The sequence below is a fragment of the Mycobacterium sp. IS-836 genome (assembly GCF_001954275.1).
GTDB lineage: Bacteria > Actinomycetota > Actinomycetes > Mycobacteriales > Mycobacteriaceae > Mycobacterium.
Genome location: NZ_MBEU01000010.1, coordinates 95,931 through 118,060, shown reverse-complemented (window position 1 = coordinate 118,060; position 22,130 = coordinate 95,931). Strand labels below are relative to the sequence as shown.

The window sequence follows — 22,130 nt, the reverse complement described above, 5'->3', positions numbered from 1 at the left end:
CTCGCGAGGCAAGTGGCGTGCGATAGTTGCTCATTTGAGCGTTGCCCTGCGGCCCGGCTACCGCGTGATCGCTAGCCGACGAATCCGCGTGAGCAGAAGTCCCACACCTCGTCGGCGGTGATGGGATGGATCGTCGCGTCGTCCGAGCCCCCACTGGACTGAGCGATGAACATCACCGTCTGCATCGTCATGGCGGCCACCCGCTTGGGATTGATCTCGGGGCGCAACTCGCCCGCGTCGCTGGCCGCTTCCATCAGTTCCGTCAGCAATGCCAACAGCGGCGCGTGCGCGACCTTGACCTCAGCCGGGTGTGTGACCAGCAATCGCGGCGCAAAGTCGGTGAACAACGGCCGTTTCGCCGTGGGATCCGGGCGCGAGGACTCGTACAACAGCTCAACGGCAACCTTGAGACGCTCGAGCGGATCCGTATGACTTTCCGTGGCCGCGCGAATCTGATCGGCAGAGCGGCTCAACGCGTCTTCGAACAGTGCGAGCAACAGCTCGTGCTTGCCGTCGAACTGAAGGTAGAAGCTTCGCAACGACTGGCGGGAGCGGTCGACAACCTCCTGGACGGTGAAGTCCGTGCTGCCCTTTTCGATGATGATGGCCTGCGCCGCGTCGAGGAAACGCTGGACGCGCTGGGCGGCCCGCAGTTTTGCGGTCTTGATCGACCGCTCGACGGCGCGCTGCTTCCAGGCGGGCTCCTCGCTTGGGCTGGTCACGAGCGGCTCAGGGGATTGCCGCGAGGGGAGAACATGATTGGACTCTACCGGAGAACGCCGTGGCATCTGTGCGCTCGACCCCCTCACGGACGACGTGTCTGAGATTGTAACTTTCTTACGACGAGAATACTATTCTCTTACACGCGTGTATGGAAGTGAAATCGCAAGAGCGAACTGCGCCGTCAGCGGAAACCTTGATCTACCCACTGCTAGGAGTGCCGTGCAGCTGAGTTTCGACGCCGATGTCGAGGCGTTTCGCGCTGAGTTCGTCGCTTTCCTCGACGCCCATCTGCCCTCGGAGGCCGAGGCATTCGACCGGCCCCGCTCGAGTTCGCACATTCCGGAGTGGGCGCGCCGCTGGCAACGGTTGCTGTTCGACAGCGGGTGGCTGCTGCCGGGCAACCCGCCGGAGTTCGGTGGACGAAACGCCACCTTGTTGCAGCAATACGTGTACCTCGAAGAGTTGTCACGGCGCCGGATCTATCAAAGTTTCAATCCGCAGGGCGTCGGCATCATCGCGGCGTCCCTGTTGACGTTCGGCACACAGGAGCAAAAACAGCGATGGGCCGTGCCGATTCTGCGCGCCGAGATCACCGCGTCGCTGGGCATGAGCGAACCCGGTGCGGGCTCGGATCTGGCGTCACTGAAAACCCGCGCGGTGCTCGACGGTGACCACTTCGTGGTCAACGGGCAGAAGGTGTGGACATCGGGCGCCCACGACGCCGACGTGCTTTTGGCCTTTCTGCGTACGGACCCCGAGGCGCCAAAACACAAGGGCATCAGTGCTTTACTCATCCCGACCGACACCCCCGGCGTGGTCCGCCGCCCCTTCGCGTCGGTCGCGGACAGCGCAGACGTCGACTTCAACGAGGTGTTCTTCACCGACGTGCGTGTCCCGGCCGAGAACTTGGTTGGGGAGATCAACCAGGGCTGGCGGGTGGCAACCGGTTCACTCGGTCACGAGCGCGCCATGCTGTGGATGGACTACGCCGGGATGTTGCACGCGCTGACCGTCGATTTCGGCGCATCGGGACCGCTGCAGCGCGATCACTACGCAACCCTGGTGATGGATTGCTACGCGCTGCGGCTGATCGGGTCGGCGACTTTGGCCAAGGCCGCACGCGGGGAAGAGGACGTGCCCGCCCAGTCGGTGCTGAAGCTTCTGGGGTCGGAGGCGATGCAACGAGCCTGCGAGGACGCGTTGAATGCGGAGGGGCCGGACGGGCTCGTGCTTCACGCGGTCACCTCGCCCGTCGCGCCGCTGAACCTGGACAGCCACTACGGCAGCTGGTTCGATCGCTACGTGCGCACCTTCGCCGCGACCATCGCCGGCGGGACCTCCGAGATCCAACGGAACATCATCGCCGAACGCATCCTCGGCCTACCGCGCAATTAGCGTGCGGTATCAAGGCTTTCGAGCATCCACCCAGGCGTAGTAGGCGATGGCGACGAGCCCGGCAACGATCGCCGCCGCCCCCAGCACGATGCCGGCTACAGCGGCGTGGAGGTTGTTGGCTTCGCGGCGCTGGACGCGCCGGCGGGCGACATCACCGGTCAGCACCGCCGCGATGCCGAGGGGTACCCCGATCAGGAGCCAGCAGGTGCCGAGCGCGACCACGCCCAAGATGACGGAGGCGACACCGACCTGGTTGCGCGGTGGGACGGGGCGGCCCATGCGTGCCAAGTCTAGGGCCGTGGCCGACCTGGCACATAACGACAAATTCGTGCCCTGGCCTCCAGCGCCGACAGAGCTGTGAGGCGGGCACATTGGGTATCTCCCCGGCTTTGTGACAGGTGGGACATCGAGCCCCTACAGCTGCACCATCCGCGGTGCATGTCCTTTGGACCGCAACGACTTTCCCGCCTCATGGGTCAGTTCTCTCGCGCTGCCCAGCAGGCCGTCCAGGACCAGGGCCCGTTTGATATGGCGATGCAAGGGGTGTTCGGCGGTGAAGCCGATGCCGCCGAGGACCTGCTGGCAGTGGCGTGAGGTGGACAGCGCCGCCTGGCCGGCGGCGGCCTTGGCCAGCAGGGAGCCCAGGCCATCCTGGTCATCCGTCTCCGCGCTGACGGCCCGCAGGGTCGCCTCGGCCCCCTCTATCGCGACGAGCGTCTCGGCAAGCCGGTGGCGGATCGCCTGGAACGAGCTGATGTGCCGACCGAATTGAACACGGTCCACGGCATGCTGGCGCGCCAGCACAAGCATGGCCCGGCTGGCGCCCACCAGCCACCAGCCCAGGGCGCGCCGTCCGGCGGCTAACGCCTCGGGCGGCAGCGACTCTCCCCGCGGTACGGAACGTATCGGCAGCTCGTCGTCGAGCGCCGAGCTTGAGCCATCGCCGCGTTCCCATATCACCCAGCGGCCACCGGCATACGGCAGCGGTGCGGCGCCCTCCGGCACACTTCCGGTCGCCCGCGCAACGACGTCGTTGAGCACAGAGGCGTGCGCGCCGGCCTCGCCGAGCAACTCGAACACCAAAGGGACTGCGGTATCCGGGATCTCGTCGAGCATGTCGAGCCAGCCGAGTTCGTTTAGCGCGGCGTCGAGCTTGGCTCCCGTCGCCGCGGTCATTGCGGTGCGTAGCGAGTCGGCCAGCATGCGCAGTGCCTCGGGGTCCACGGCTCTACTCCTTTCCGAGATCGAGCAGCCGGCGGGCGATGATGTTGCGCTGGATCTCGGCGGTTCCGCCATAGATCGTCGCGGCGCGGGAATACAGGTACTCCGAGCGCCACGGCGTGTCGTCGAGCTCCAGGGTTCCGGGGAGCAGGTCGCGGACGGTGTCGTAGAGCCGTTGTTCGGCGCTGGCCAGCAGCACCTTGTCGATGGAGGTGTCCGGCCCGAGCCGTGCCCCGTCGCGTAACCTGTGCTGGGTGTCGCGGGATCGGCAGCGCAGCGTGTGCAGCGCGAGATAGGCTGCGCCAAGCTCGAACTCGTCGTGGCCGTCGGGTTCGCTAGCGGCTGTCTCCGCGATGAGCTCGTCGAAGCGGGAGTAGAGGTAGGCGATCCGCTGCCAGAAGCAGGCGGAGCGTTCGTAAGGCAGCAGGTCCATCGCCAGCCGCCAACCGTCTCCGGGTTGGCCGAGCATCCGGCTCGACGGGATCGCCACGTCGTCGTAGTACACCTCGCAGAACTCGTCCACGCCGTGCATCGTGCGCAGCGGCCGAATGGTGATGCCCGGGGTGTCCAGGTCGACGAAGAACGCGGTGATTCCATCGTGGCCCGGCGCGGTGCGGGCGAGCAGGACGCACCGCGTCGAGAACTGTGCGAAGCTCGTCCAGACCTTTTGCCCGTTGACGATCCAGTTGTCGCCGTCCTGGACCGCCCGAGTGGTCAGCGAGGCCAGGTCGCTGCCGGAGCCGGGCTCCGAAAAGCCCTGACACCAATGCTCCGCGCCGCTGAGCAGGCGCGGCACCATCTCCGCTGCGAGTTCTGCAGGGGCGTAATCGATCATCGTCGGCGCGAGCACCTCGAGCATCGAGTACGGCCCGGGCTCGGCGAGCCGTCGGCCGACCACCTCTTCGCCGACGATCGCGCGAAGCACCGCGGGCCCACCCAATCCGCCGACTTCGACCGGCCAGCCGTAGCGCATCCAATCGGCGTCATAGAGCGCCCGGCTGACTCGGGCGAATTGCTGCATGTGGCCCTGCAGCGAATGATCTGGTCCCGGGGTCAAGTCATTGTCGTCGAGCCACGCGCACAGCCCCGCCCGGAACTCCTCGACATTCACGGGGTGGGGCGGCCGACGGCGTGTGGGCGCCCGGAATCGTGCACTCCGCTGCGGCGGATGAACGTCATGGCCCGGGTCTTCAGCCGCCATCCGTCGGCGGTGCGTGAGTAGGTATCGCGGTAGTAGCCGATGCGCATGTCATGGGTGGCATGGTCGATGAAGCACAGCGGTTGCGTCCCGCTGGCCGCATCGCCGTCGATGTCGACCAGCGCAGTTCCAGTGAGAAACAAGCCTTTTGGCGCCGCGGCTACCAATTCCGGGAACTTGTCTAAGCTGTACGTGTCGCCGAACGCGCTGTAGGTTCCGTCGGGCGTGAAGACGCCGATGAGGCCGTCGATGTCTTCCTGTGTGATGGTGACCGCGTAGCGGGCGAGTAGTTGCTGGATCTCGACCAGATCCTCAGTTCTGGTCGGCTGATTTGTCGACATAGACCTTGCCGCCTTTCATGACAAAGCTGACGTGCTGGGTAACGGTTATGTCTTCCAACGGGTTTCCCGGTACCGCGATGATATCGGCGAGCTGGCCCGGTACGAGCCGCCCACGGTCGGTCGAGTTGATGAGCTCGGCCGCGGTCACCGTCGCCGCCCGCAGCACCGCTAACGGGGGAAGGCCCCATTCGACGAGCGTGACAAGCTCGTCGGCGTTGCGGCCGTGTGGAATCGCCGGCGCATCGGTGCCGACGGCGATCTTCACGCCGGCCTTGTGCGCGGCCACTATGGATGTGCGCGACTTCGGAAACATCTCCGCGGCCTTCGCCTGTAGTTCGGGCGGGGCGTGGGAGACATCCATCCCCTCGGCCAGGCGCCGAGTGGATACCAGGAACGTGCCGTGCTCGACCATCATCGCGATGGCCTCGTCGTCGACCAGGAAGCCGTGCTCGATGCAGTCGATGCCGGCTGCCACCGCGTGTTTGACCGCGTCGGCGCCATGCGTGTGCGCGGCCACCCGCAGTCCGCGCCGGTGGGCCTCGTCGACGATCGCCCGCAGTTCCTCATCCGAATAGTGCTGCGCCCCAGGGGGTCCCGTCAGCGACATCACCCCGCCCGAGCAACAGACCTTGATCAGCTCGGCGCCGTGTTTGATCTGGTAACGCACCGCCTTGCGGATCTCGTCGATTCCGTTGGCGATGCCCTCCTCGACCGTCAAGTCGAGCACGTGTGGTGCGAACGCCGCGAACATCGTCGGATCCAGGTGTCCGCCGGTCGGCGTGATGGCGTGACCGGCCGGCACCACCCGCGGCCCGTCGATCCAGCCCGCGTCAATTGCCTTGCCCAGCGCGACATCCAGCAAGTAGCCGCCGGTCTTGACGAAGAGACCGAGATTGCGCACGGTGGTGAATCCCGCGCGCAGCGTGCGTCGGGAATTGCCAATCGCGCGCAGCACCCGCGTCGGGGGATCGTCCTGGACCTGCGACAGGCCGGGCTTCTCCCCGCGGCCGCCCATCAGGAGGTTGACCTCCATGTCCATCAATCCGGGCAGCAGGATTTGGTCGCCGAGGTCGATCAGCTCGCCTTCGGTGTCACCGCCGACACCGGCGATCCGATCGCCATCGATGCGCAGGATACCGGGCCGCAGGACCTCGCCGCTATCAACGTCGAGCAGCCCGGCGGCCTTGAGCGTCAACACCTCTCAGATCACCGGCTCGCGGATCAGCTCCACCCACGCGGCGCCGCTGTCGGGCACGCGCGGCTGCTTCCACGCCTCTATCGGAAACGACACCATGACCAGCGACTGCATGATGTGCATGAGCGTACGGGCGTCCTCGGGCAGATCGTCCAGCGGGAACTTGTCACAGTACTCGATGGCGTCGTTGAGCCGCGGGAACGCGGCGTCGTAGAACGCCTGCATCTCGGGCATGGTCGAGGCCAGGCGCTTGGCGTAGCGCTCGGGTTCGGTGGCCAGGTCCCAATCCAAATAAGGCTCCAGGTCAGCGAATTCAGACGGTAACGCCATTGCGCTGGTACTCCTTCACGTAGTCGCCGGTGGTCTTGTGCAGATGGCGGATGAGCACCTCCTGATCGCACAACAGGAACTCCTTGACGGCCCGGGTGCCGATCATGGTCTGGGTCGCCTCCAGCGTGTTGGCGTCCTGCAGCGCGTACTCCTTGAACGTCACCGCCGCCAGCTCCTGGGCGAGGCGTTCCCGCGCGTTGCGCGGCGGAACGAAATAGAGCGAGCACTCGAAGGTGTGCTTGTCGACGGCGGTCGGCCAGTAGTGGTAGGTCAAGAACCAGCCGGGCTCCCAGATCAGCAGCATGAAGTTCGGGTAGAAGAGCCAGGAGTCGATGCCCCACTGCGGCACCCTCTTCACGTTGACACCCGGCGGCAGCTCCAGGTTCTGGATGATCTCCGGCTTGTCCCACGGACCGAACAACCCGCTGCGCAATACCTGGTCCATCGGCTTGACCATGGACATGTCGGGCGGCGGCGCCTGCCCACCCCAGGTCGACTGCAGGTTGTGCGGGCCGGCCAGCTCGTAGTGCAGCGCCTCGTACCCGTACTTCTGGATTTTGGCGGCTTCCTCCTTGGTGTACTGCCCCTGGTGCAGGATCGGCGCGTGATAGAACTCGACGAACGCGTCGATGAACAGCTTCCAGTTGCTGCCGACCTCGGCCCGGTAGGAGTAGGTCTCCGTCATCTCGCCGAACGGGTAGCCCTCGATGCTCTTGGCCAGCGGTCCGAGGTAGTCGGTGAGCGGCGCCGCGTTGTTGTCGAAGTTGATGAAGATGAAGCCTTCCCACACCTCGCAGCGCACCGGTACCAAGCCGTAGTCGGCCTTGTCGACGTTGAAGAACTCTTCCGGCTGCTGGACGAAGGTCAGGTCGCCGTCGAGGCTGTAGCGCCAGGCGTGGTACTTGCAGGTGAACTGTCGGCAGGTGCCCGATGTCTCCTCGTGCGGAAAGTCGTTCCACACCAACTTGTTTCCGCGATGGCGGCAGACGTTGTGAAACGCCTTGACCCAACCGTCCTTGGTCTTGACGATGATGACCGACATGCCCTTGCCGGCCGAGGGCAGTTCCTTGGTGAAGTAGCTGCCGGTGCGCGGCAGGCGATTGACGCGGCCGACGTTGAGCCACGTCCGTTTGAAGATCGCATCGCGTTCGGCTTCGAAGAATGCTGGATCGATCGAGTCGGTGTAATCGACTGGCCCGGTGCCCAGTTCGGGATAGTTTTCTGTCCAGCTGCCTGCGGCCGGTTTCGGGAAGTGGGGCAAGGCTCTAACCTTTCTCGTTCTCGAGCTGTACGCCAAAAGTGTTGATCGCCATCGCGAGTGCGATGTAGCCACCGATGGTGAAGATCAAGTCCATACGCTGACGTTCGTCAAGCCGTTCGCAAAGGGCCGTCCACGTCTGATCGGAGAGGTTGGATTTCTCGTCGAGTTCGTCGACGGCCGTGAACACGGCGCGATCGAACTCGTCGCTCGTTTCGCCCGTCTGCGCGGCGGCGATCTCGGCTTCGGACAGTCCCTCCTTCTTCGCGAGGCTCACGTGGTGGGACCACTCGTATTCGCAGCCGCGTCGATGGGCGACACGCAGGATCGCTTGCTCGCGGATGCGCGCCGGGAGGGTGGAGCCGAACAGCAGGTACCCGCTGAACCGCAGGAATGCGCGGGCCAGTTTCGGGTGGCGGACCAGCGTCGACATCAGCGTGCCGGCGTCCTGGGGGTTGCGCCTTTCGTGGGGCAGCATGCCGGACAGTGACTGCTCGACAGCCTCGTCCCACTGGTCGGCGGGCAGCGGCCGCAGACGCATCAGGCAAGCTCCTCTCGGTGAAAGAGAATCATATTCTCATTTCCAACCAATAGACTTGCACGATTCGGTCGGCTGGTCAATGCCAGCGGGTCGCGATCCGCACTGGCCAGCCGCCCGGGCGACCGCGGCGGAAGCGTTGCCCGCTCGGCCCGTGCTGTGGGTCCACGTTTTCCGGCGAAACGTCAGGTTTTCTCTAGGTGGCCCCGGTATTTACCTCGCGGCGGTGACGCTCGAAGGCGGGCAATGAGACTAATCGTCTTAGGGCCTGGTCAGGGCTGCGTGAGTCGCTGCGCGCGGTGCTGGATGTTGATTCTCGCTTCACGAGAAGATAGTTTTCAAAATAGTGATCTTGGCGCCAAGCGGCGGTTCGCCGTAACTGTGTGGGCACAGCGCGTCCGACGGATTCGATCGAGAAGGAGCGGACATGAACAAAGAAGACATGATCCTGATCAGCGTGGACGACCACACCGTCGAGCCGCCGGACATGTTCAAGAACCATCTGGCGAAGAAGTACGCCGACGACGCGCCGCGCCTGGTGCACAACCCCGACGGCTCGGACATGTGGAAGTTCCGCGACACGGTCATCCCGAACGTCGCACTCAACGCGGTCGCCGGCCGGCCCAAGGAGGAGTACGGCATCGAGCCGACGGGTCTGGATGAGATCCGGCCGGGTTGCTACAACGTCGACGAGCGCGTCAAGGACATGAACGCCGGCGGCATCCTGGCCTCGATCTGCTTCCCGTCCTTCCCGGGCTTTGCCGGGCGTCTGTTCGTCACCGAGGACCCGGAATTCTCGACCGCGCTGGTGCAGGCCTACAACGACTGGCACATCGACGAATGGTGCGGAGCGTACCCGGCGCGGTTCATCCCGATGGCGATCCCGGTGATCTGGGATGCCGAGGCGTGTGCCGCCGAGGTTCGCCGAGTCGCAAAGAAGGGTGTCCACGCGCTGACGTTCACCGAGAACCCGGCCGCGATGGGCTACCCCAGCTTCCACGACGAGTACTGGAACCCGCTGTGGAAAGCGTTGTGCGACACCAACACCGTGATGAACATCCACATCGGTTCCTCGGGCCGGCTCGCGATCACCGCGCCCGATGCCCCGATGGACGTGATGATCACCCTGCAACCGATGAACATCGTGCAGGCCGCCGCGGACCTGCTGTGGTCGCGGCCGATCAAGGAGTACCCGGACCTCAAGATCGCGCTGTCCGAGGGCGGCACCGGCTGGATTCCCTACTTCCTGGAGCGGGCGGACCGCACGTACGAGATGCACTCCGCCTGGACGCACCAGAACTTCGGCGACAAGCTGCCGTCGGACGTGTTCCGCGACCACTTCCTGACCTGCTTCATCAGCGACAAGGTCGGCGTGGCACTGCGCAACATGATCGGCATCGACAACATCTGCTGGGAGGCTGACTACCCGCACAGCGACTCGATGTGGCCGGGTGCGCCGGAAGAGCTGTGGGACGTGCTGTCCATCAACAACGTCCCGGACGACGAGATCAAGAAGATGACCCATGAGAATGCCATGCGGTGGTACTCGTTCGACCCATTCACCCACATCACGCCGGAGCAGGCGACTGTCGGGGCGCTGCGCAAGGCCGCCGAGGGGCACGACGTGTCGATAAAGGCGAAGGGGCACGAAAAGGACAGCCGCGGCGGCTCGTCCTTCGCGGATTTCGCGGCAAACGCGAAAGCCCTATCCGGCAACAAGGACTGATGCGCCGCCGGAATGCTGAGTGCGCCGGTGCATTTCGATCAGAGGAGATTTGGCAGTGCCCGGCGATGGAATGAATTTCGAGCTGACCGATGACCAGGAGCTGATCCGTCGGTCGGTCGCCGAGTTGGCGCGGAAGTTCGACGACCAGTACTGGATGGAAAAAGACCAGGCGCACGAGTTTCCAACCGAGTTCTACGACGCCATCGCTCAGGGCGGCTGGCTGGGGATGACGATTCCGACCGAGTACGGCGGTCATGGCCTCGGCATCACCGAGGCCACCCTGCTGCTCGAGGAAGTCGCCAAATCCGGCGGCGGCATGAACGCGGCCAGCTCGATCCACCTGTCGATCTTCGGAATGCAACCCGTGGTCGTGCATGGTTCCGAGGAACTCAAAGCGCGGACATTGCCGCCCGTCGCGACCGGCGAAGTACACGTGTGCTTCGGGGTGACCGAACCCGGTGCCGGACTGGACACGTCGCGCATCACCACGTTCGCCAAACGCGATGGGGATCGCTACATCGTCAACGGCCGCAAGGTCTGGATCTCGAAAGCCATGGAGTCCGACAAGATCCTGCTGTTGACGCGGACCCAAAGTTACGACGAGGTAGCCAAGAAGACCGACGGGATGACCCTCTTTCTCACCGACCTGGATCGCAGCAAGGTCGACGTCCGCCCGATCCGAAAGATGGGCCGCAACGCCGTCAGCTCCAACGAGCTGTTCATAGACAACCTCGAAGTGCCGGTCGAGGATCGAGTCGGCGAGGAGGGCAAGGGATTTCAGTACATCCTCGACGGCCTGAACCCCGAACGCATGCTGATCGCCGCCGAGGCGCTCGGCATCGGCAGGGTCGCGCTCGAAAAAGCGGTGAAGTACGCCAACGAGCGCGAGGTCTTCGGCCGCCTGATCGGGATGAACCAGGGCATCCAGTTCCCGCTGGCCGACTCCCTGGCCCGGCTGGACGCCGCGGAGCTGATGCTGCGCAAGGCCACCTGGCTGTACGACAACGGCAAACCTTGTGGGCGCGAAGCGAATACCGCCAAGTACCTGTGCGCCGATGCCGGCTTCACCGCCGCGGACCGGGCGTTGCAAACCCACGGCGGCATGGGGTATTCGGAGGAATACCACGTGGCGCGTTACTTCCGTGAGGCCCGGCTGATGAAGATCGCGCCGATCAGCCAGGAGATGATTCTGAACTTCCTGGGAGCCCACACGCTGAAACTGCCACGCAGCTACTGATGACCGTCCGCCGCCGATGACCGACCCCGTGCTGCTGTCCGATGATCGCGACGGGGTACGCACCCTGACCCTCAACCGCCCGCACCGCAAAAACGCGATCACTCCGCAGCTGTGGGTGGCGTTGCGAGACGCCCTCGATGGCGCCGGTCGTGACCGCAGCGTGCGCGCCCTGGTCATCACCGGCGCCGGCGGCAGTTTTTGCTCCGGCGCCGACATTTCGGTCCGCGACGACGTCCATCCGAGGGACAAATTGCGGCGCCTGACCGACGTGGCGCTCGCGTTGCACGAGCTCCCGATCCCGACGGTCGCCAAGGTCGACGGGGTAGCGGTCGGCGCCGGATGGAACCTGGCACTGGGATGCGATCTCGTGGTCGCTACGCCGGAATCGAAGTTCTGCCAGATCTTTTCCAAGCGGGGCCTGTCAATCGACCTCGGTGGCTCCTGGCTGCTGCCGAAACTCGTTGGCCTGCAACAGGCTAAGCGACTCGCGCTGCTCGCCGAAACCATCGACGCCACCGAAGCCCACGCTTTGGGCCTGGTGACCTGGGTGGTGTCCGCCGCCGAGATCGACGCCTTCGTCGAGGATCTCGCCGACCGACTGGCCGGCGGCCCGCCGGTCGCGCTCGCCCAGACGAAGGCGCTGCTGAACGAGGGCGTGGACAGCAACCTGCGCGACTCGCTAGCCAACGAGGCTCGCGCGCAGGCTGTCAATTTCGCGACGACGGATGCCGCGGCCGCCTATGCCGCTTTCGCGGAGCGGCGAGAGCCGTCGTTTACTGGTCGGTGGGCGCTGTCAAAATCTGACGTGATACGGAGTGAACATGCGTGAGACAGTCATCGTTGAGGCGGTACGCACGGCAGTCGGTAAGCGCAACGGCGGGTTGTCCGGCATGCATGCCGCCGACCTGTCCGCGGTCGTCCTGAACGAACTGCTGGACCGCGCCGGCGTCGGCCCGGACATCGTGGATGACGTGATCTGGGGCTGTGTTTCGCAAGTGGGCGATCAGTCCAGCAACATCGGGCGCTACGCGGTGCTGGCGGCCGGCTGGCCCGAGAGCATCCCCGGGACGACGGTCAACCGCGCGTGTGGCTCCAGCCAGCAGGCCCTCGACTTCGCGGTGCAGGCCGTCATGTCGGGCCAGCAGGACGTCGTAGTGGCCGGCGGCGTCGAGGTGATGAGCCGCGTCCCGCTCGGCGCGGCCAGGGCAACCGGGATGCCATACGGTCCGAAAGTCCTTGCCCGCTATGACGATTTCTCCTTCAACCAGGGTCTGTCGGCGGAGATGATCGCCAAGAAGTGGGGATTCTCCCGCAACCAGCTCGATGAGTACTCCGTGCAATCCCACGAACGCGCCGCCGCGGCCCAGGACAGTGGGGCCTTCACCGAGCAGATCGTCCCGGTCTTTACCGAGGGCGAGCAGGGCACGGTCGTCGTCGCCGACGAGGGGGTGCGGCGCGGGACCACCGTGGAGAAACTCGCCGCGCTCAAGCCCGCGTTCGTCGACGATGGCGTGATCCACGCGGGCAATTCGTCGCAGATCTCCGACGGCGCGGCGGCACTGTTGGTGACGACGTCGGAGATGGCGGTTTCGCTGGGGCTGACGCCGCTCGTCCGCTACCGCGCCGGCGCGGTCACCGGAGCCGATCCGGTGCTGATGCTCACCGGCCCAATTCCGGCGACCGAGAAGGTGCTGAAAAAGGCCGGCGTCGCGCTGTCCGAAGTTGGCGCGTTCGAGGTGAACGAGGCCTTCGCGCCGGTGCCGCTGGCGTGGATCGCCGAGACCGGCGCCGACCCCCGCGTGGTGAATCCGCTGGGCGGCGCGATCGCGCTGGGCCACCCGCTGGGCGCATCCGGCGCGGTACTGATGACCCGCATGGCTCACCACATGCGCGATAACGGCATTCGTTTCGGGCTGCAGACCATGTGCGAAGGCGGCGGCACGGCCAACGCCACCTTGGTCGAGCTCATCTCCTAAAGCCCGTCGAGAATCGGTCTCGGTTGAGACCCTTGTCACAGCCGGCAAACCAACCTACTGTGTGTTCAGTAGGTTGGTGACCGATCGATACAAGGAGTCCGGTGCCCGTCACACGGCGGTACGACACGCTTCTCGCCAAAGGCGAGGACCGCAAGCAGCGGATCCTCGACGTCGCGCAACGCCTGCTCACGCGCAATGGCTGGCGCAACACGACGCTGGCCCAGATCGCCGGCGAGGCCGGGGTCACGCCGGCGGGGCTGCTGCATCACTTCGAATCCAAGGAGCAGCTGCTGCATGCCGTGCTCGACGCGCGTGACCTGGACGACGACACCCACGCCGACCGCGCCGGCGATCTCCTCGTCGAGATCGCCCGCGTCGCCGAGCGCTTCAACCGGGCGCCCGAAATGCTGGGCACTTTCACCGTCCTGCTGGTCGAAAACATCCTTCCCGACGCCCCGCTGCACGACCGCATGCTGGCCAGGCAGCGCGAAGCGATCGACATTGTGGCCGAGCTGATCCGGCTGGGTCAGGCCGACGGCCGGTATCGCGCCGACATAGACCCCGCCGTCAAGGCAGTGGAAATTCTCGCCTTCGTCCACGGAATGGAAACAATATGGTTGCTCAACCCTTCGATACCGCTGACCGAGGTGTTCAAGGAGTACGCGGAGTCGCTGGCGCGGGACTTCGCGCCGCCGACCAAGACTTGAGGTACCGGCTCGACGTCGTCGCCGGCGACGTCGCCGACGTCGTGCGATTCGCCGGCGGGTGGCTCTTCGACCGGGCGATGGCGGGATGGGACGTCACCGTGCTGATCGCCGACCGTCCCGACGACCGGCCGCTGCAGATCCTCGGTGTGCAGATACTCGATCTCGAAGACGCGCTGGCCTCGATGGACACCCGGCCCCGACCCCAGGCCCTGGCGGCCGGCGCGGATCTCTTCGGATGCGACTCGCGGGTCCGCCAAGGCGTGTTGCAGGCCCTGGATCACGGCGTCACCGAGGTCACCCTGTGGGGCGAGACGTGGCCGGCCGAGGTCGATGGCAGCGTCGGCCTGGTGCAACACCGGTTGAGCACGGCCGCGCAGATATTCAAGGCGCGCGCGCTCGCCGCCGCCGCGATGCCGCACGACTCGATCGATCACGTCGAAACTTTCCGCAGCGGTCTGCTGGCCTGCCCGTCGGTCGCCGCCGATCTCGTGCCCGCCGGCTAGCCCGGATCCGTATTCCGACAGCAGCTCCGTCGCCGTTTGACGACGACCACGCCGTGTGGAAATGTAATACTCATCTCTGAGAGGCTCATTCTCACTGTTGAGATTCGAACGGAGCAACACGGTGAACGACTTCACCAAGGTGGACTTCTTCCGCGGCAAGGAGCTCATCGCTGACCCGTACCCCTACTACGAGGCTCTGCGGCAACAATGCCCGGTCACTCGGGAATCCCACCACGGCGTCACGATGGTGACTGGCTGGGAAGAAGCCTGTGCCGTGCTGAACGACGCCGAGACTTTCTCCTCGTGCATCTCGGTGACCGGTCCGTTTCCCGGGTTCCCGGTGCCGCTCGAGGGCGACGACGTGACCGAGTTGATCGAGCAGCACCGCGACGAGCTGCCGTTCAGCGACCAGCTGCCGACGCTGGATCCGCCGACCCACACCAACCACCGCTCCCTGCTGATGCGGCTGATCACCCCGAAGCGCCTCAAAGAGAACGAGGACGCGATGTGGGCGCTCGCCGACCAGGCCCTCGACGATTTCCTGGCACCCGGCCACGGCGAATGGATCAAGGGCTTCGCCGGCCCGTTCACGCTGCTCGTCATTGCCGACCTGCTGGGCGTGCCCCTGGAAGACCGTGACAAGTTCGTCAAGGGCATCGCCGAGCACGCGGGTGGCGGCATCGGCGGCACGGGCAAGGAGTCGCTGTCACACAGCCCGCTGGAATTTCTCTACGGCCTTTTCTCCGACTACGTCCGGGACCGCCGCCGCGCGCCCCGCGACGACGTGCTGACCGGCCTGGCGACCGCCACCTACCCCGACGGCTCGATACCCGAGGTCGAGGACGTGGCCCGCGTCGCCAGCAATGTTTTCTCGGCGGGCCAGGAGACAACCGTGCGGCTGCTCGGCGCCGCGCTGCAGACGCTCGGGGAGCGTCCCGACATCCAGGCGCAGTTGCGCAAGGACCGCAGCATGATTCCCAACTTCATCGAAGAGGCGCTGCGCATCGAGAGCCCGGTCAAGGGCGACTTCCGGATGAACCGGGTACCGGTCAATGTGGGCGGGGTCGACCTGCCCGCGGGCACCACGGTGATGGTGGTGCAGGCGGCCGCCAACCGGGACCCGCGCCGCTTCGAAGACCCGACCACATTCGATCCCGGCCGCAAGAATGCTCGCCAGCACATCTCGTTCGGACGCGGGATCCACAGCTGCCCGGGTGCACCGCTGGCGCGAGCCGAAACACGGGTGGCGATCGAGCGATTGCTCGACCGGACTTCGGACATCAGGATCGACGAGCGCTTTCATGGTCCTGCGAATGACCGCCGTTATCAATATGTTCCGACGTACATCCTGCGCGGCCTCACGGAACTGCATCTGGAGTTCACGCCGGCATGAAAGTCACAGTGGACGACCAGCGCTGCCGCGGTCACGGCGTCTGCACGACGCTGTGTCCGGAAGTGTTCAGCCTGACCGACGATGGCTACGCGGAGGCGATAGCGTCCGAGGTCCCAACGGAATTCGAGGGGGCCACAGAAGAGGCCATCGAGTGCTGCCCGGAACAGGCGATCAGCAAGATTTAGTCACGCACGGGGATAGGGAGATTCAATGGCCAAGGGGCCCAAGGGTTATGTCATCCTCACCGAGGCCATCAAGGACCCGGAAGGCATGAAGGCCTACGGCAAAGCGGCGGGGGCGGCGATGGGCGGTGTCAACATCCTCGCCGTGGACACCGCACCCGAAGTCGTCGAGGGCACCTGGCATGGCGACCAAACCGTCGTTCTGGAGTTCGAATCGGTCGATGCGGCCCGCGCCTGGTACGAATCGGAGGCCTACCAAAACGCGGCGAAACTGCGCCAGGCGGCCGCCGACTGCAATGCGGTCATCCTTGCCGGGTTCGGTGGCTAATCGCTGGCGGCTTTCACCGAGCGTGAAGCCATTGCGAAAAATCGGCAAAAATTTCGCAGCAGGTTCACACTCGACGATGCCCTAGCCCACTTGCTCGGGACACGCCCCAGCTAGCCCTCGACGACGGAGATAGCCTGGCGGGGGCATTGACGGACGGCCTCGCGCACGTCCGACTCGATCTCCGGGGTGACTTCCTCCTGCAACACGGTCAGCATGTCGTCGTCGCCGAGGTGAAAGACCTCGGGATTGATGCCCATGCAGACGCCGTTGCTTTCGCACAGCCCCCAGTCGACTTCGATCTTCTTCGTCATTGCGGTCCTCCTTACCGCAGTACCTTGACGGGTACGTTCTGCCACCCCGCGACGTTCTGCATGTGGACGCGCTGCAGGCCGTCCCAGTTCACTTCGTAGCGGGGCATGAAGTCGAGCAGCCGCTCCAGCGCGATTCTGCTTTCCAGGCGGGCCAACGCCGCACCGAGGCAGCTGTGAATCCCGTATCCGAGGCCGACGTGCTGTGCCTCGGTGTGGTCGCGCTCGATGTCGAAGGTTTCGGCGTTGGTGAATGCGTCCGGATCGCGGTTCGCCGCAGCGCCGCAAAGGAATACCGGTTTGCCCGCAGGAATCACACCTGCACTGACGTGTGCCTCTTTCAGGGTGTAGCGGACGTTGTATTGGACCGGGCCTTCGTAGCGCAACAACTCCTCGACCGCCCCCGGGATTTTGTCGCGGTCATCGAGGAGCTTCTGCCACTGGTCCGGGTGACGCGCGAAGAGCACAGCCGCGTTGCCGAGCAGCTTGGTCACGGTCTCGGCGCCCGCTCCGCCCAAAAGGGTGGCGAAGCCGGTGATCTCGATATCGTCGAGCTTGCGCAGCTGACCGTCATCGCCGGGAATCTCGGCGGCAATAAGCCTGCTGATCATGTCGTCTTGCGGGTTTTCGCGCCGCTCCTGCACCAGGCCGAAGTAGTACATCGCGGTATCGATGTTGGCCTGCATCCCCTCTTCGCTGAGCTCGATCTGTCCCGGTTCGCGGTGCAGGCTCGCGTCGATCCAGTGCCGCACCTGCTGGCGGTATTCCTCCGGCACGCCAGCCATGCGGGTGATGACTTCGACCGGGAACGGCCCGGAGAAGTCCTGGACGACGTCGAAGTTGTCGGGATCGGCAGCGCTCAAGTACTTCTCGATCACCTCGATGACCGTGTCCCGCTGCGACTGAACGGCCCGCGGGGTGAAGGCCTTGTTGAGCAGGCTGCGCATGTGGCGGTGCTCCGGTGGGTCCATGAAGATGATCGACTTCTGCTCGGCGGGTATGCCCTTGCGCACCATCGCGAGGTCGCAGCCGCGCGCCGAGGAGTAAGTCTCGAAGTCTTTGAATCCGGCCGCCACGTCCTCATGGCGGGTGAGCGCGTAGAAGTCCTCCTTCTCGTCGTAATAGAGCGGCGCATCCTCGCGCATCCGCCGGTAGATCTCGTAGGGGTTGTTAAAGAACTCTTCGGAGAACGGGTCGAAGACGACTTTCGGTTTTGTCACTGCATCTCCTCAGCGGCGAGGGTAGGGGCTGGAATCGTTACAGTGGAACGCCTGACTGTAACGTTAACGGTAGCGCTTTCGTGGCGCGGCGAAAAGGCCAACATGCAGTCATTTCAGATCTTCCCGGTGACCCTGATGCCGCTGATGGCCTCATCCAGCGCGCCGAGGTCGGTGCCGCGTTCCTCGACGATTTCGCGCACGACGTCGACGTCCTTGCCGACGAATTCGCCGGTGGCCTCGATGAATGCCTCGATCGAGCCGCCCGCCGCGACGAGGTTCAGGACCCGGCTGGTGGCACTGCCGTGCGGGAGCGCGTCGAGCAGGGTCTTTTCCGGGACGCCGAGGCGCCCGCCCAGCCGGATCGCCTCGGCGAGTAGCCCGATGTGCCCCGCGAACAGCGCATTGTTGACCAGCTTCACCTTCTGGCCGGCGCCGCACGGACCGACGTGCAGGATTGGATCGCCGTAGCAGGTCAGCGCCGGCCGCACTCGTGCCACGGCGTCGTCGGCGCCTCCCACGAACAGCGTCAGCTTGCCGGCCGCGATGTCGTGTGGGCCGCCGCTGACCGGTGCATCGACCACTTCGACGTCGCCGGCGCGAGCGGCGATGGTCTCGATCGTTCTCGGGTTGGTGGTGGTGTGCACCACCAGCACGGAGCCGGGCGGCATGGTGTGCAGCAGCGCGCTGTCGAGGCAGACCTGCCGCACCTGTTCGTCGGTGAACACGCAGACCACCACGACGTCGGCCTGCGTCGCGGCCCCGGCGACGTCGGTTACGGCGTTGGCACCGAGCCGCTCGAGCTCGCGGCGCTGTCGGCGGTCGAGCCGAGCGCGGTGATATCGTGGCCGGCCTCGACGAGGCGGGCCACCATCGGGCGGCCCATCCGCCCCGCGCCGACGAACCCGACCTTCACCGCGGGTGCCCCATCAAGGTCAGGGCGGCGTCGGCCGCGTCGAGCACCGCACCACCGTCGGCCGCCGCATGGTCGGCGAGGTCGACGACGAGGCGGACGTCCTTTTGCAGCAGCGTGCCCGCCAAGGGGGCAAGCCTTTCCAGGCCGCCGACCCCGCCAAGGGTGTTGAGCGCGAAGCTGTTTCCGCTGCTGCGCGAGACGACCTCGGTGAGCCGGTCCGGGGAGATGCCGAGTGCCTGGCCCAGCGAGAGGGTGGCGGCCGCCGTTGCGAGGTTCGCGGTGAACAGCAGGTTGTTCAGCAGCTTGGTGGTTTGCCCGGAGCCCAGCTCGCCGAGGTGGACGACGGGATCGGCGTAGGTTTCGAAGACCGGACGGCAGCGCTCGACGATGTCGGCGTCGCCACCGACCATCACCAGCAGGCGCCGCTGTTCGGCCGCCCCGCCGCCGCCGCTTACCGGTGCATCGATGATCGAAACACCTTGGGCGGCGGCATCTTTGGCGAGTTTCCGGCAGGTGTCGGGGTGCACGGTGCTGTGCACCGCGATGACGCCGCCGGGTTTCATCGCGTTGAGCAGGCCGTGTTGGCCGGTGGTGAGTTCCTCGATGTCGGAGTCGCCGACGACGCACAGGCAGACCAGGTCGCTGGCGGAGGCGAGTTCGGCCGGCGATTCGGCGACCTTCGCCGCGGTGTCGGCGAACGGCTCGAGCGCCGCGGGCCTGCGCGCCCATAGTGTCGTCTCGTAGCCGCTCTCGACGATTCGGCGTGCCATGGGGCCGCCCTGACTGCCCAGCCCGATGAATCCGACTTTCATCCGGCCTCCTCTTCCTCCGCCGAGCGTGACGCCACAGTCACGTTCGAGTCCGAGAGTGACTGTGGCGTCACGCTCGAGGGAGCAGCCGCCACACATTCCTCCGCGAACGAGAGGACCGCCGCGTGGTAGTCGGGCGCGGTGTAGCCGAGGCTCATGTTGTGTCCCGCGTCGGGTTGACGGTGCACGGCGAACCGTGGCGCACCGGAGAACATCGCGGCGATCTCGGCCAACGCCGAATCATCGGTCTGCCAGACTCTTTCGTACTCCGCGATGCTGAAGTGCACCGGGACGCGCACGGCGGGAGCGAGCGCGGGGAAGTCTTGGCGGGCCCAGTTGGACACCATCATGTCTTCATAGGGTGGCGCCCCCGGATAAACCGTGGCCCCGGACAGCACCTCGGGCGGGTATAGCCGCTCCGGGCTCCACAGCAGTTCGCGCATGCCGGCCGGGCGGCTTTGCCGGGTCGCCGTCTTGAGCAGCTCTCGGGCCGCGGGGTGCCAGTGCCGGCCGGTGCCTGCCAATTCGATGCCGAGCAGATGGGCGCCGCGTTGGTCGTCGGCGGCCATGCGCATGGTGAGTTCGCAGCCGCCCGAATGTCCCATGACGAAAAGGCCAGCGCCACGCGGTTTTTGGCCGAGGATGCGATCCACCGCGCCGTAGGCAAGGTTGACCCGCTGTTCCGGCTGGGCCACCGCCTCGGGATAGGGAGCGGAGCTGCCATATCCGGGCCGATCGAGAGCTACCACGGTGAATCCGGCCGCCGCGCCGGTCCGCAGCAACGAAAGCGACGGGTGGCCCGGGCAGTCGAAATACAGGGCGGTGGTGCCGCCGCCGTGAATCGCCACGATAACGGCCTTGGGCCCCGCGGTGGGTTCGGCGACCAACGCCGACATCGGCACGCCGTCGACGATGACCAAGCGCGGACGCGGCGCGCTCATGTGTCCGCCCGCAGCAGGAGCACGCCGCTCGGAGTCAGGCCGCCGCTGCTGACCACGCCCACGCGGGCGTCGGGCACTTGGCGGTCGCCGGCCTCGCCCCGCAATTGCGTGATGGCCTCATGCATCAGGCCCATGCCGTGGGTGCGGCCGTGCGAGAGCTGCCCGCCGTGGGTGTTGAGCGGCAGCGGGCCGTCGCGGGCGATGTTCTTGCCGCCGTCGAGGAATTCCCTCGCCTCGCCGATTCCGCAGAACCCCAGCGCCTCGATCCAGGACAGGCAGTTCATTGTGAACCCGTCGTACAGTTCGGCAACGTCGACATCGGTAGGCCGCAGCGACGTGCGCGTCCACACGTGTGCCGCCTGGCCCAGCACTTGCGGTTCGTGCGTCAAAGTGCTTTGGTCCCAGTCGATTCGCTCGATGATCTGGGTGCCCACCGCCTCGACCAGGACGGGTGGCTTGGGCAGGTCGCGCGCGGCGTCGATTGCGGAGACGATCACAGCGATCGAACCGTCGCACGGCACGTCGCAGTCGTACAGGCCGAACGGCGTCGTGATGGGCCGCGCGTTCAGGTAGTCGTCCATCGTCATCGGGGTGCGATAGATCGCCGACGGGTTGAGCTCCGCGTTGGCTCGCTGGTTCAGCGCGATCCAGCCGAGCGTCTCTTTCGTTGTGCCGTAACGGTGAAAGTGCCGCTGGGCGTTCATGGCCAGGGTGTGGGCCGCAGACGTTGCGCCGAACGGCATCTGCCAGCCCGCCATGCGCCCCATGGACGGAGTGATCTTGCCCTGCTTCATCAACTCGCCGTGAGTGGCTTCCCACAACGTCCGGAAGCACAGCACGTGGCGGGCCAAACCGCCTGCGACAGCGAGCATTGCGGCGATCACCGAACCGCCCGGCCCGAATGTCTCCATGGCGCCGTTGTGCCACGTCGGCCGAATTCCGAGCGCCGCCTCGAGCGCGGTAACCCCGCCCTCGCCGAAGCCGCCGACGTTTATCGCGCCGGGATACGTGGACAGTCCGTCGATGTCGTCGAACGTCAACCCGGCGTCGGCGATCGCCGCCTCGCAGGCCTGGACGGTCAGCGACAGTGGCGGCACCATGAGCCGACGCCCGATCGGCGACATGCCGATGCCCGTCAGTGCGACCTTGTCCTCGAATTTCTCCGCGGTCAGCATGGGCCGGACGTGTTCGCCGAAGCGTTCGGGCGCTATCTCGTCGATCGGCAGGGGAGCGGGTTTGGCGTCTTGAGCGGCGGGCCGGAAGAGCGGGAACCAGACGTCCTCGACGTGCTCGAAGACGACCTCGACCTGTTGACCGAGTGCTAGCTGATCGGGATCGGACTCCACGATGTTGGTGGTCAGCCGCACGCGAGGGTCTTCGGCGATCGCCACCTGCGCGATGACGTACGGCGCCGGCAGCCCGGGCAGGCTGAACCGTTGGTTGATCGTGAACCCGGCCAGTGTCGCCTTGCCGGAGACTGCCCGGATGCCGATGTCCTGCGATCGGCAGTAGCGGCATACCGGCGCCGGCGGATGGATCAGCGACTGGCAGGCCCTACATTCCTGTAGCCGCAGGGTGCCGTCGGCGCCCGACGTCCAGAAGAACTCGTTTTCCTCGGTGACCAGGGGCAGCGGGCGTCCCGGTGCTGCTGACACGTCACCTCCGGGAAGTCGGTCTGCGGGTATGGT

General features: G+C 65.7%; 24 protein-coding genes and 1 pseudogene. 10 read left to right on the top strand and 15 right to left on the bottom strand.

All coding sequences use genetic code 11. The features are described from left to right. Positions 1–71 precede the first annotated feature (71 nt). Positions 72–722, bottom strand: coding sequence for a TetR/AcrR family transcriptional regulator (locus A5747_RS04970; protein WP_076122551.1), 651 nt, complete (start codon positions 720–722; stop codon positions 72–74). Between the two features lie 220 nt (positions 723–942). On the opposite strand from A5747_RS04970, the gene A5747_RS04965 reads away from it, so the two are divergent. After that, positions 943–2,118: an acyl-CoA dehydrogenase family protein gene (locus tag A5747_RS04965; protein WP_076122550.1), complete on the top strand. Its 1,176-nt coding sequence runs from the start codon at positions 943–945 to the stop codon at positions 2,116–2,118. Positions 2,119–2,127: 9 nt separating this feature from the next. Here the strand turns inward: A5747_RS04965 and A5747_RS04960 are convergent, their stop codons facing one another. From A5747_RS04960 to A5747_RS04925, 8 genes are all read right to left on the bottom strand, one after another. Continuing rightward, the gene (locus tag A5747_RS04960) at positions 2,128–2,397 is read right to left on the bottom strand and encodes a DUF4190 domain-containing protein (RefSeq protein ID WP_076122549.1); all 270 of its coding nucleotides are present in this window, start codon (positions 2,395–2,397) and stop codon (positions 2,128–2,130) included. A gap of 135 nt (positions 2,398–2,532) precedes the next feature. Further along, on the bottom strand, positions 2,533–3,321 hold the full coding sequence (locus tag A5747_RS04955) for an acyl-CoA dehydrogenase family protein (protein ID WP_076122752.1): 789 nt from the start codon (positions 3,319–3,321) through the stop codon (positions 2,533–2,535). 25 nt (positions 3,322–3,346) lie between these two features. Beyond that, positions 3,347–4,450: an acyl-CoA dehydrogenase family protein gene (locus tag A5747_RS04950; protein ID WP_076122548.1), complete on the bottom strand. Its 1,104-nt coding sequence runs from the start codon at positions 4,448–4,450 to the stop codon at positions 3,347–3,349. Next, the gene (locus tag A5747_RS04945; protein ID WP_076122547.1) at positions 4,447–4,878 is read right to left on the bottom strand and encodes a nuclear transport factor 2 family protein; all 432 of its coding nucleotides are present in this window, start codon (positions 4,876–4,878) and stop codon (positions 4,447–4,449) included. Before A5747_RS04945 ends, A5747_RS04950 begins: the two co-directional genes overlap by 4 nt. Beyond that, positions 4,850–6,076 (bottom strand): amidohydrolase family protein, encoded by a 1,227-nt coding sequence (locus A5747_RS04940; RefSeq protein ID WP_076122546.1) that lies wholly within the window; start codon positions 6,074–6,076, stop codon positions 4,850–4,852. The genes A5747_RS04945 and A5747_RS04940 overlap by 29 nt, the downstream gene beginning before the upstream one ends. A 3-nt stretch (positions 6,077–6,079) precedes the next feature. Then, complete coding sequence (locus tag A5747_RS04935; protein ID WP_076122545.1) at positions 6,080–6,403, bottom strand: hypothetical protein; 324 nt, start codon at positions 6,401–6,403, stop codon at positions 6,080–6,082. Next, positions 6,387–7,664, bottom strand: coding sequence for an aromatic ring-hydroxylating dioxygenase subunit alpha (locus A5747_RS04930; RefSeq protein WP_076122544.1), 1,278 nt, complete (start codon positions 7,662–7,664; stop codon positions 6,387–6,389). Before A5747_RS04930 ends, A5747_RS04935 begins: the two co-directional genes overlap by 17 nt. 4 nt (positions 7,665–7,668) lie before the next feature. Further along, entirely contained in the window at positions 7,669–8,202 is a 534-nt protein-coding gene (locus A5747_RS04925; RefSeq protein WP_076122543.1) for a carboxymuconolactone decarboxylase family protein, read from the bottom strand. A 424-nt stretch (positions 8,203–8,626) separates the two neighbouring features. Between A5747_RS04925 and A5747_RS04920 the strand changes: the two genes are divergently transcribed. The 9 genes from A5747_RS04920 to A5747_RS04880 all read left to right on the top strand — a co-directional run bounded on the left by A5747_RS04920 (position 8,627) and on the right by A5747_RS04880 (position 16,251). Then, a complete protein-coding gene (locus tag A5747_RS04920) occupies positions 8,627–9,925 on the top strand; it encodes an amidohydrolase family protein (RefSeq protein ID WP_076122542.1) in 1,299 nt (432 codons plus the stop codon). Positions 9,926–9,995: 70 nt separating this feature from the next. Continuing rightward, on the top strand, positions 9,996–11,162 hold the full coding sequence (locus A5747_RS04915; protein ID WP_076122541.1) for an acyl-CoA dehydrogenase family protein: 1,167 nt from the start codon (positions 9,996–9,998) through the stop codon (positions 11,160–11,162). Between the two features lie 16 nt (positions 11,163–11,178). Then, complete coding sequence (locus tag A5747_RS04910; protein WP_076122540.1) at positions 11,179–11,991, top strand: enoyl-CoA hydratase/isomerase family protein; 813 nt, start codon at positions 11,179–11,181, stop codon at positions 11,989–11,991. Beyond that, on the top strand, positions 11,984–13,138 hold the full coding sequence (locus A5747_RS04905; RefSeq protein WP_076122539.1) for a thiolase family protein: 1,155 nt from the start codon (positions 11,984–11,986) through the stop codon (positions 13,136–13,138). Before A5747_RS04910 ends, A5747_RS04905 begins: the two co-directional genes overlap by 8 nt. Positions 13,139–13,239: 101 nt before the next feature. Continuing rightward, positions 13,240–13,845, top strand: a complete 606-nt coding sequence (locus tag A5747_RS04900; protein WP_076122538.1) for a TetR/AcrR family transcriptional regulator — start codon at positions 13,240–13,242, stop codon at positions 13,843–13,845. Continuing rightward, positions 13,842–14,348, top strand: coding sequence for a hypothetical protein (locus A5747_RS04895; RefSeq protein ID WP_076122537.1), 507 nt, complete (start codon positions 13,842–13,844; stop codon positions 14,346–14,348). Before A5747_RS04900 ends, A5747_RS04895 begins: the two co-directional genes overlap by 4 nt. A gap of 121 nt (positions 14,349–14,469) precedes the next feature. After that, the gene (locus A5747_RS04890) at positions 14,470–15,741 is read left to right on the top strand and encodes a cytochrome P450 (protein WP_076122536.1); all 1,272 of its coding nucleotides are present in this window, start codon (positions 14,470–14,472) and stop codon (positions 15,739–15,741) included. Further along, positions 15,738–15,926 carry a ferredoxin gene (locus tag A5747_RS04885; protein WP_076122535.1) on the top strand — a complete coding sequence of 63 codons (189 nt, stop codon included), beginning with the start codon at positions 15,738–15,740 and terminating at the stop codon, positions 15,924–15,926. The genes A5747_RS04890 and A5747_RS04885 overlap by 4 nt, the downstream gene beginning before the upstream one ends. Before the next feature lie 25 nt (positions 15,927–15,951). Beyond that, positions 15,952–16,251 (top strand): DUF1330 domain-containing protein, encoded by a 300-nt coding sequence (locus A5747_RS04880; protein WP_076122534.1) that lies wholly within the window; start codon positions 15,952–15,954, stop codon positions 16,249–16,251. A 110-nt stretch (positions 16,252–16,361) separates the two neighbouring features. On the opposite strand, the gene A5747_RS04875 is transcribed toward A5747_RS04880, so the two are convergent. From A5747_RS04875 to A5747_RS04850, 6 genes and pseudogenes are all read right to left on the bottom strand, one after another. Next, a complete protein-coding gene (locus tag A5747_RS04875) occupies positions 16,362–16,562 on the bottom strand; it encodes a ferredoxin (protein ID WP_076122533.1) in 201 nt (66 codons plus the stop codon). A gap of 11 nt (positions 16,563–16,573) precedes the next feature. After that, positions 16,574–17,779 (bottom strand): cytochrome P450, encoded by a 1,206-nt coding sequence (locus A5747_RS04870; RefSeq protein ID WP_076122532.1) that lies wholly within the window; start codon positions 17,777–17,779, stop codon positions 16,574–16,576. Between the two features lie 113 nt (positions 17,780–17,892). Then, a pseudogene (locus tag A5747_RS04865) lies at positions 17,893–18,650 on the bottom strand (NAD(P)-dependent oxidoreductase). A gap of 38 nt (positions 18,651–18,688) precedes the next feature. After that, the gene (locus A5747_RS04860; protein ID WP_076122531.1) at positions 18,689–19,504 is read right to left on the bottom strand and encodes an NAD(P)-dependent oxidoreductase; all 816 of its coding nucleotides are present in this window, start codon (positions 19,502–19,504) and stop codon (positions 18,689–18,691) included. Continuing rightward, positions 19,501–20,442, bottom strand: coding sequence for an alpha/beta hydrolase (locus tag A5747_RS04855; RefSeq protein ID WP_076122530.1), 942 nt, complete (start codon positions 20,440–20,442; stop codon positions 19,501–19,503). Before A5747_RS04855 ends, A5747_RS04860 begins: the two co-directional genes overlap by 4 nt. After that, the gene (locus tag A5747_RS04850; RefSeq protein WP_076122529.1) at positions 20,439–22,097 is read right to left on the bottom strand and encodes an OB-fold domain-containing protein; all 1,659 of its coding nucleotides are present in this window, start codon (positions 22,095–22,097) and stop codon (positions 20,439–20,441) included. Before A5747_RS04850 ends, A5747_RS04855 begins: the two co-directional genes overlap by 4 nt. Positions 22,098–22,130 lie beyond the last annotated feature (33 nt).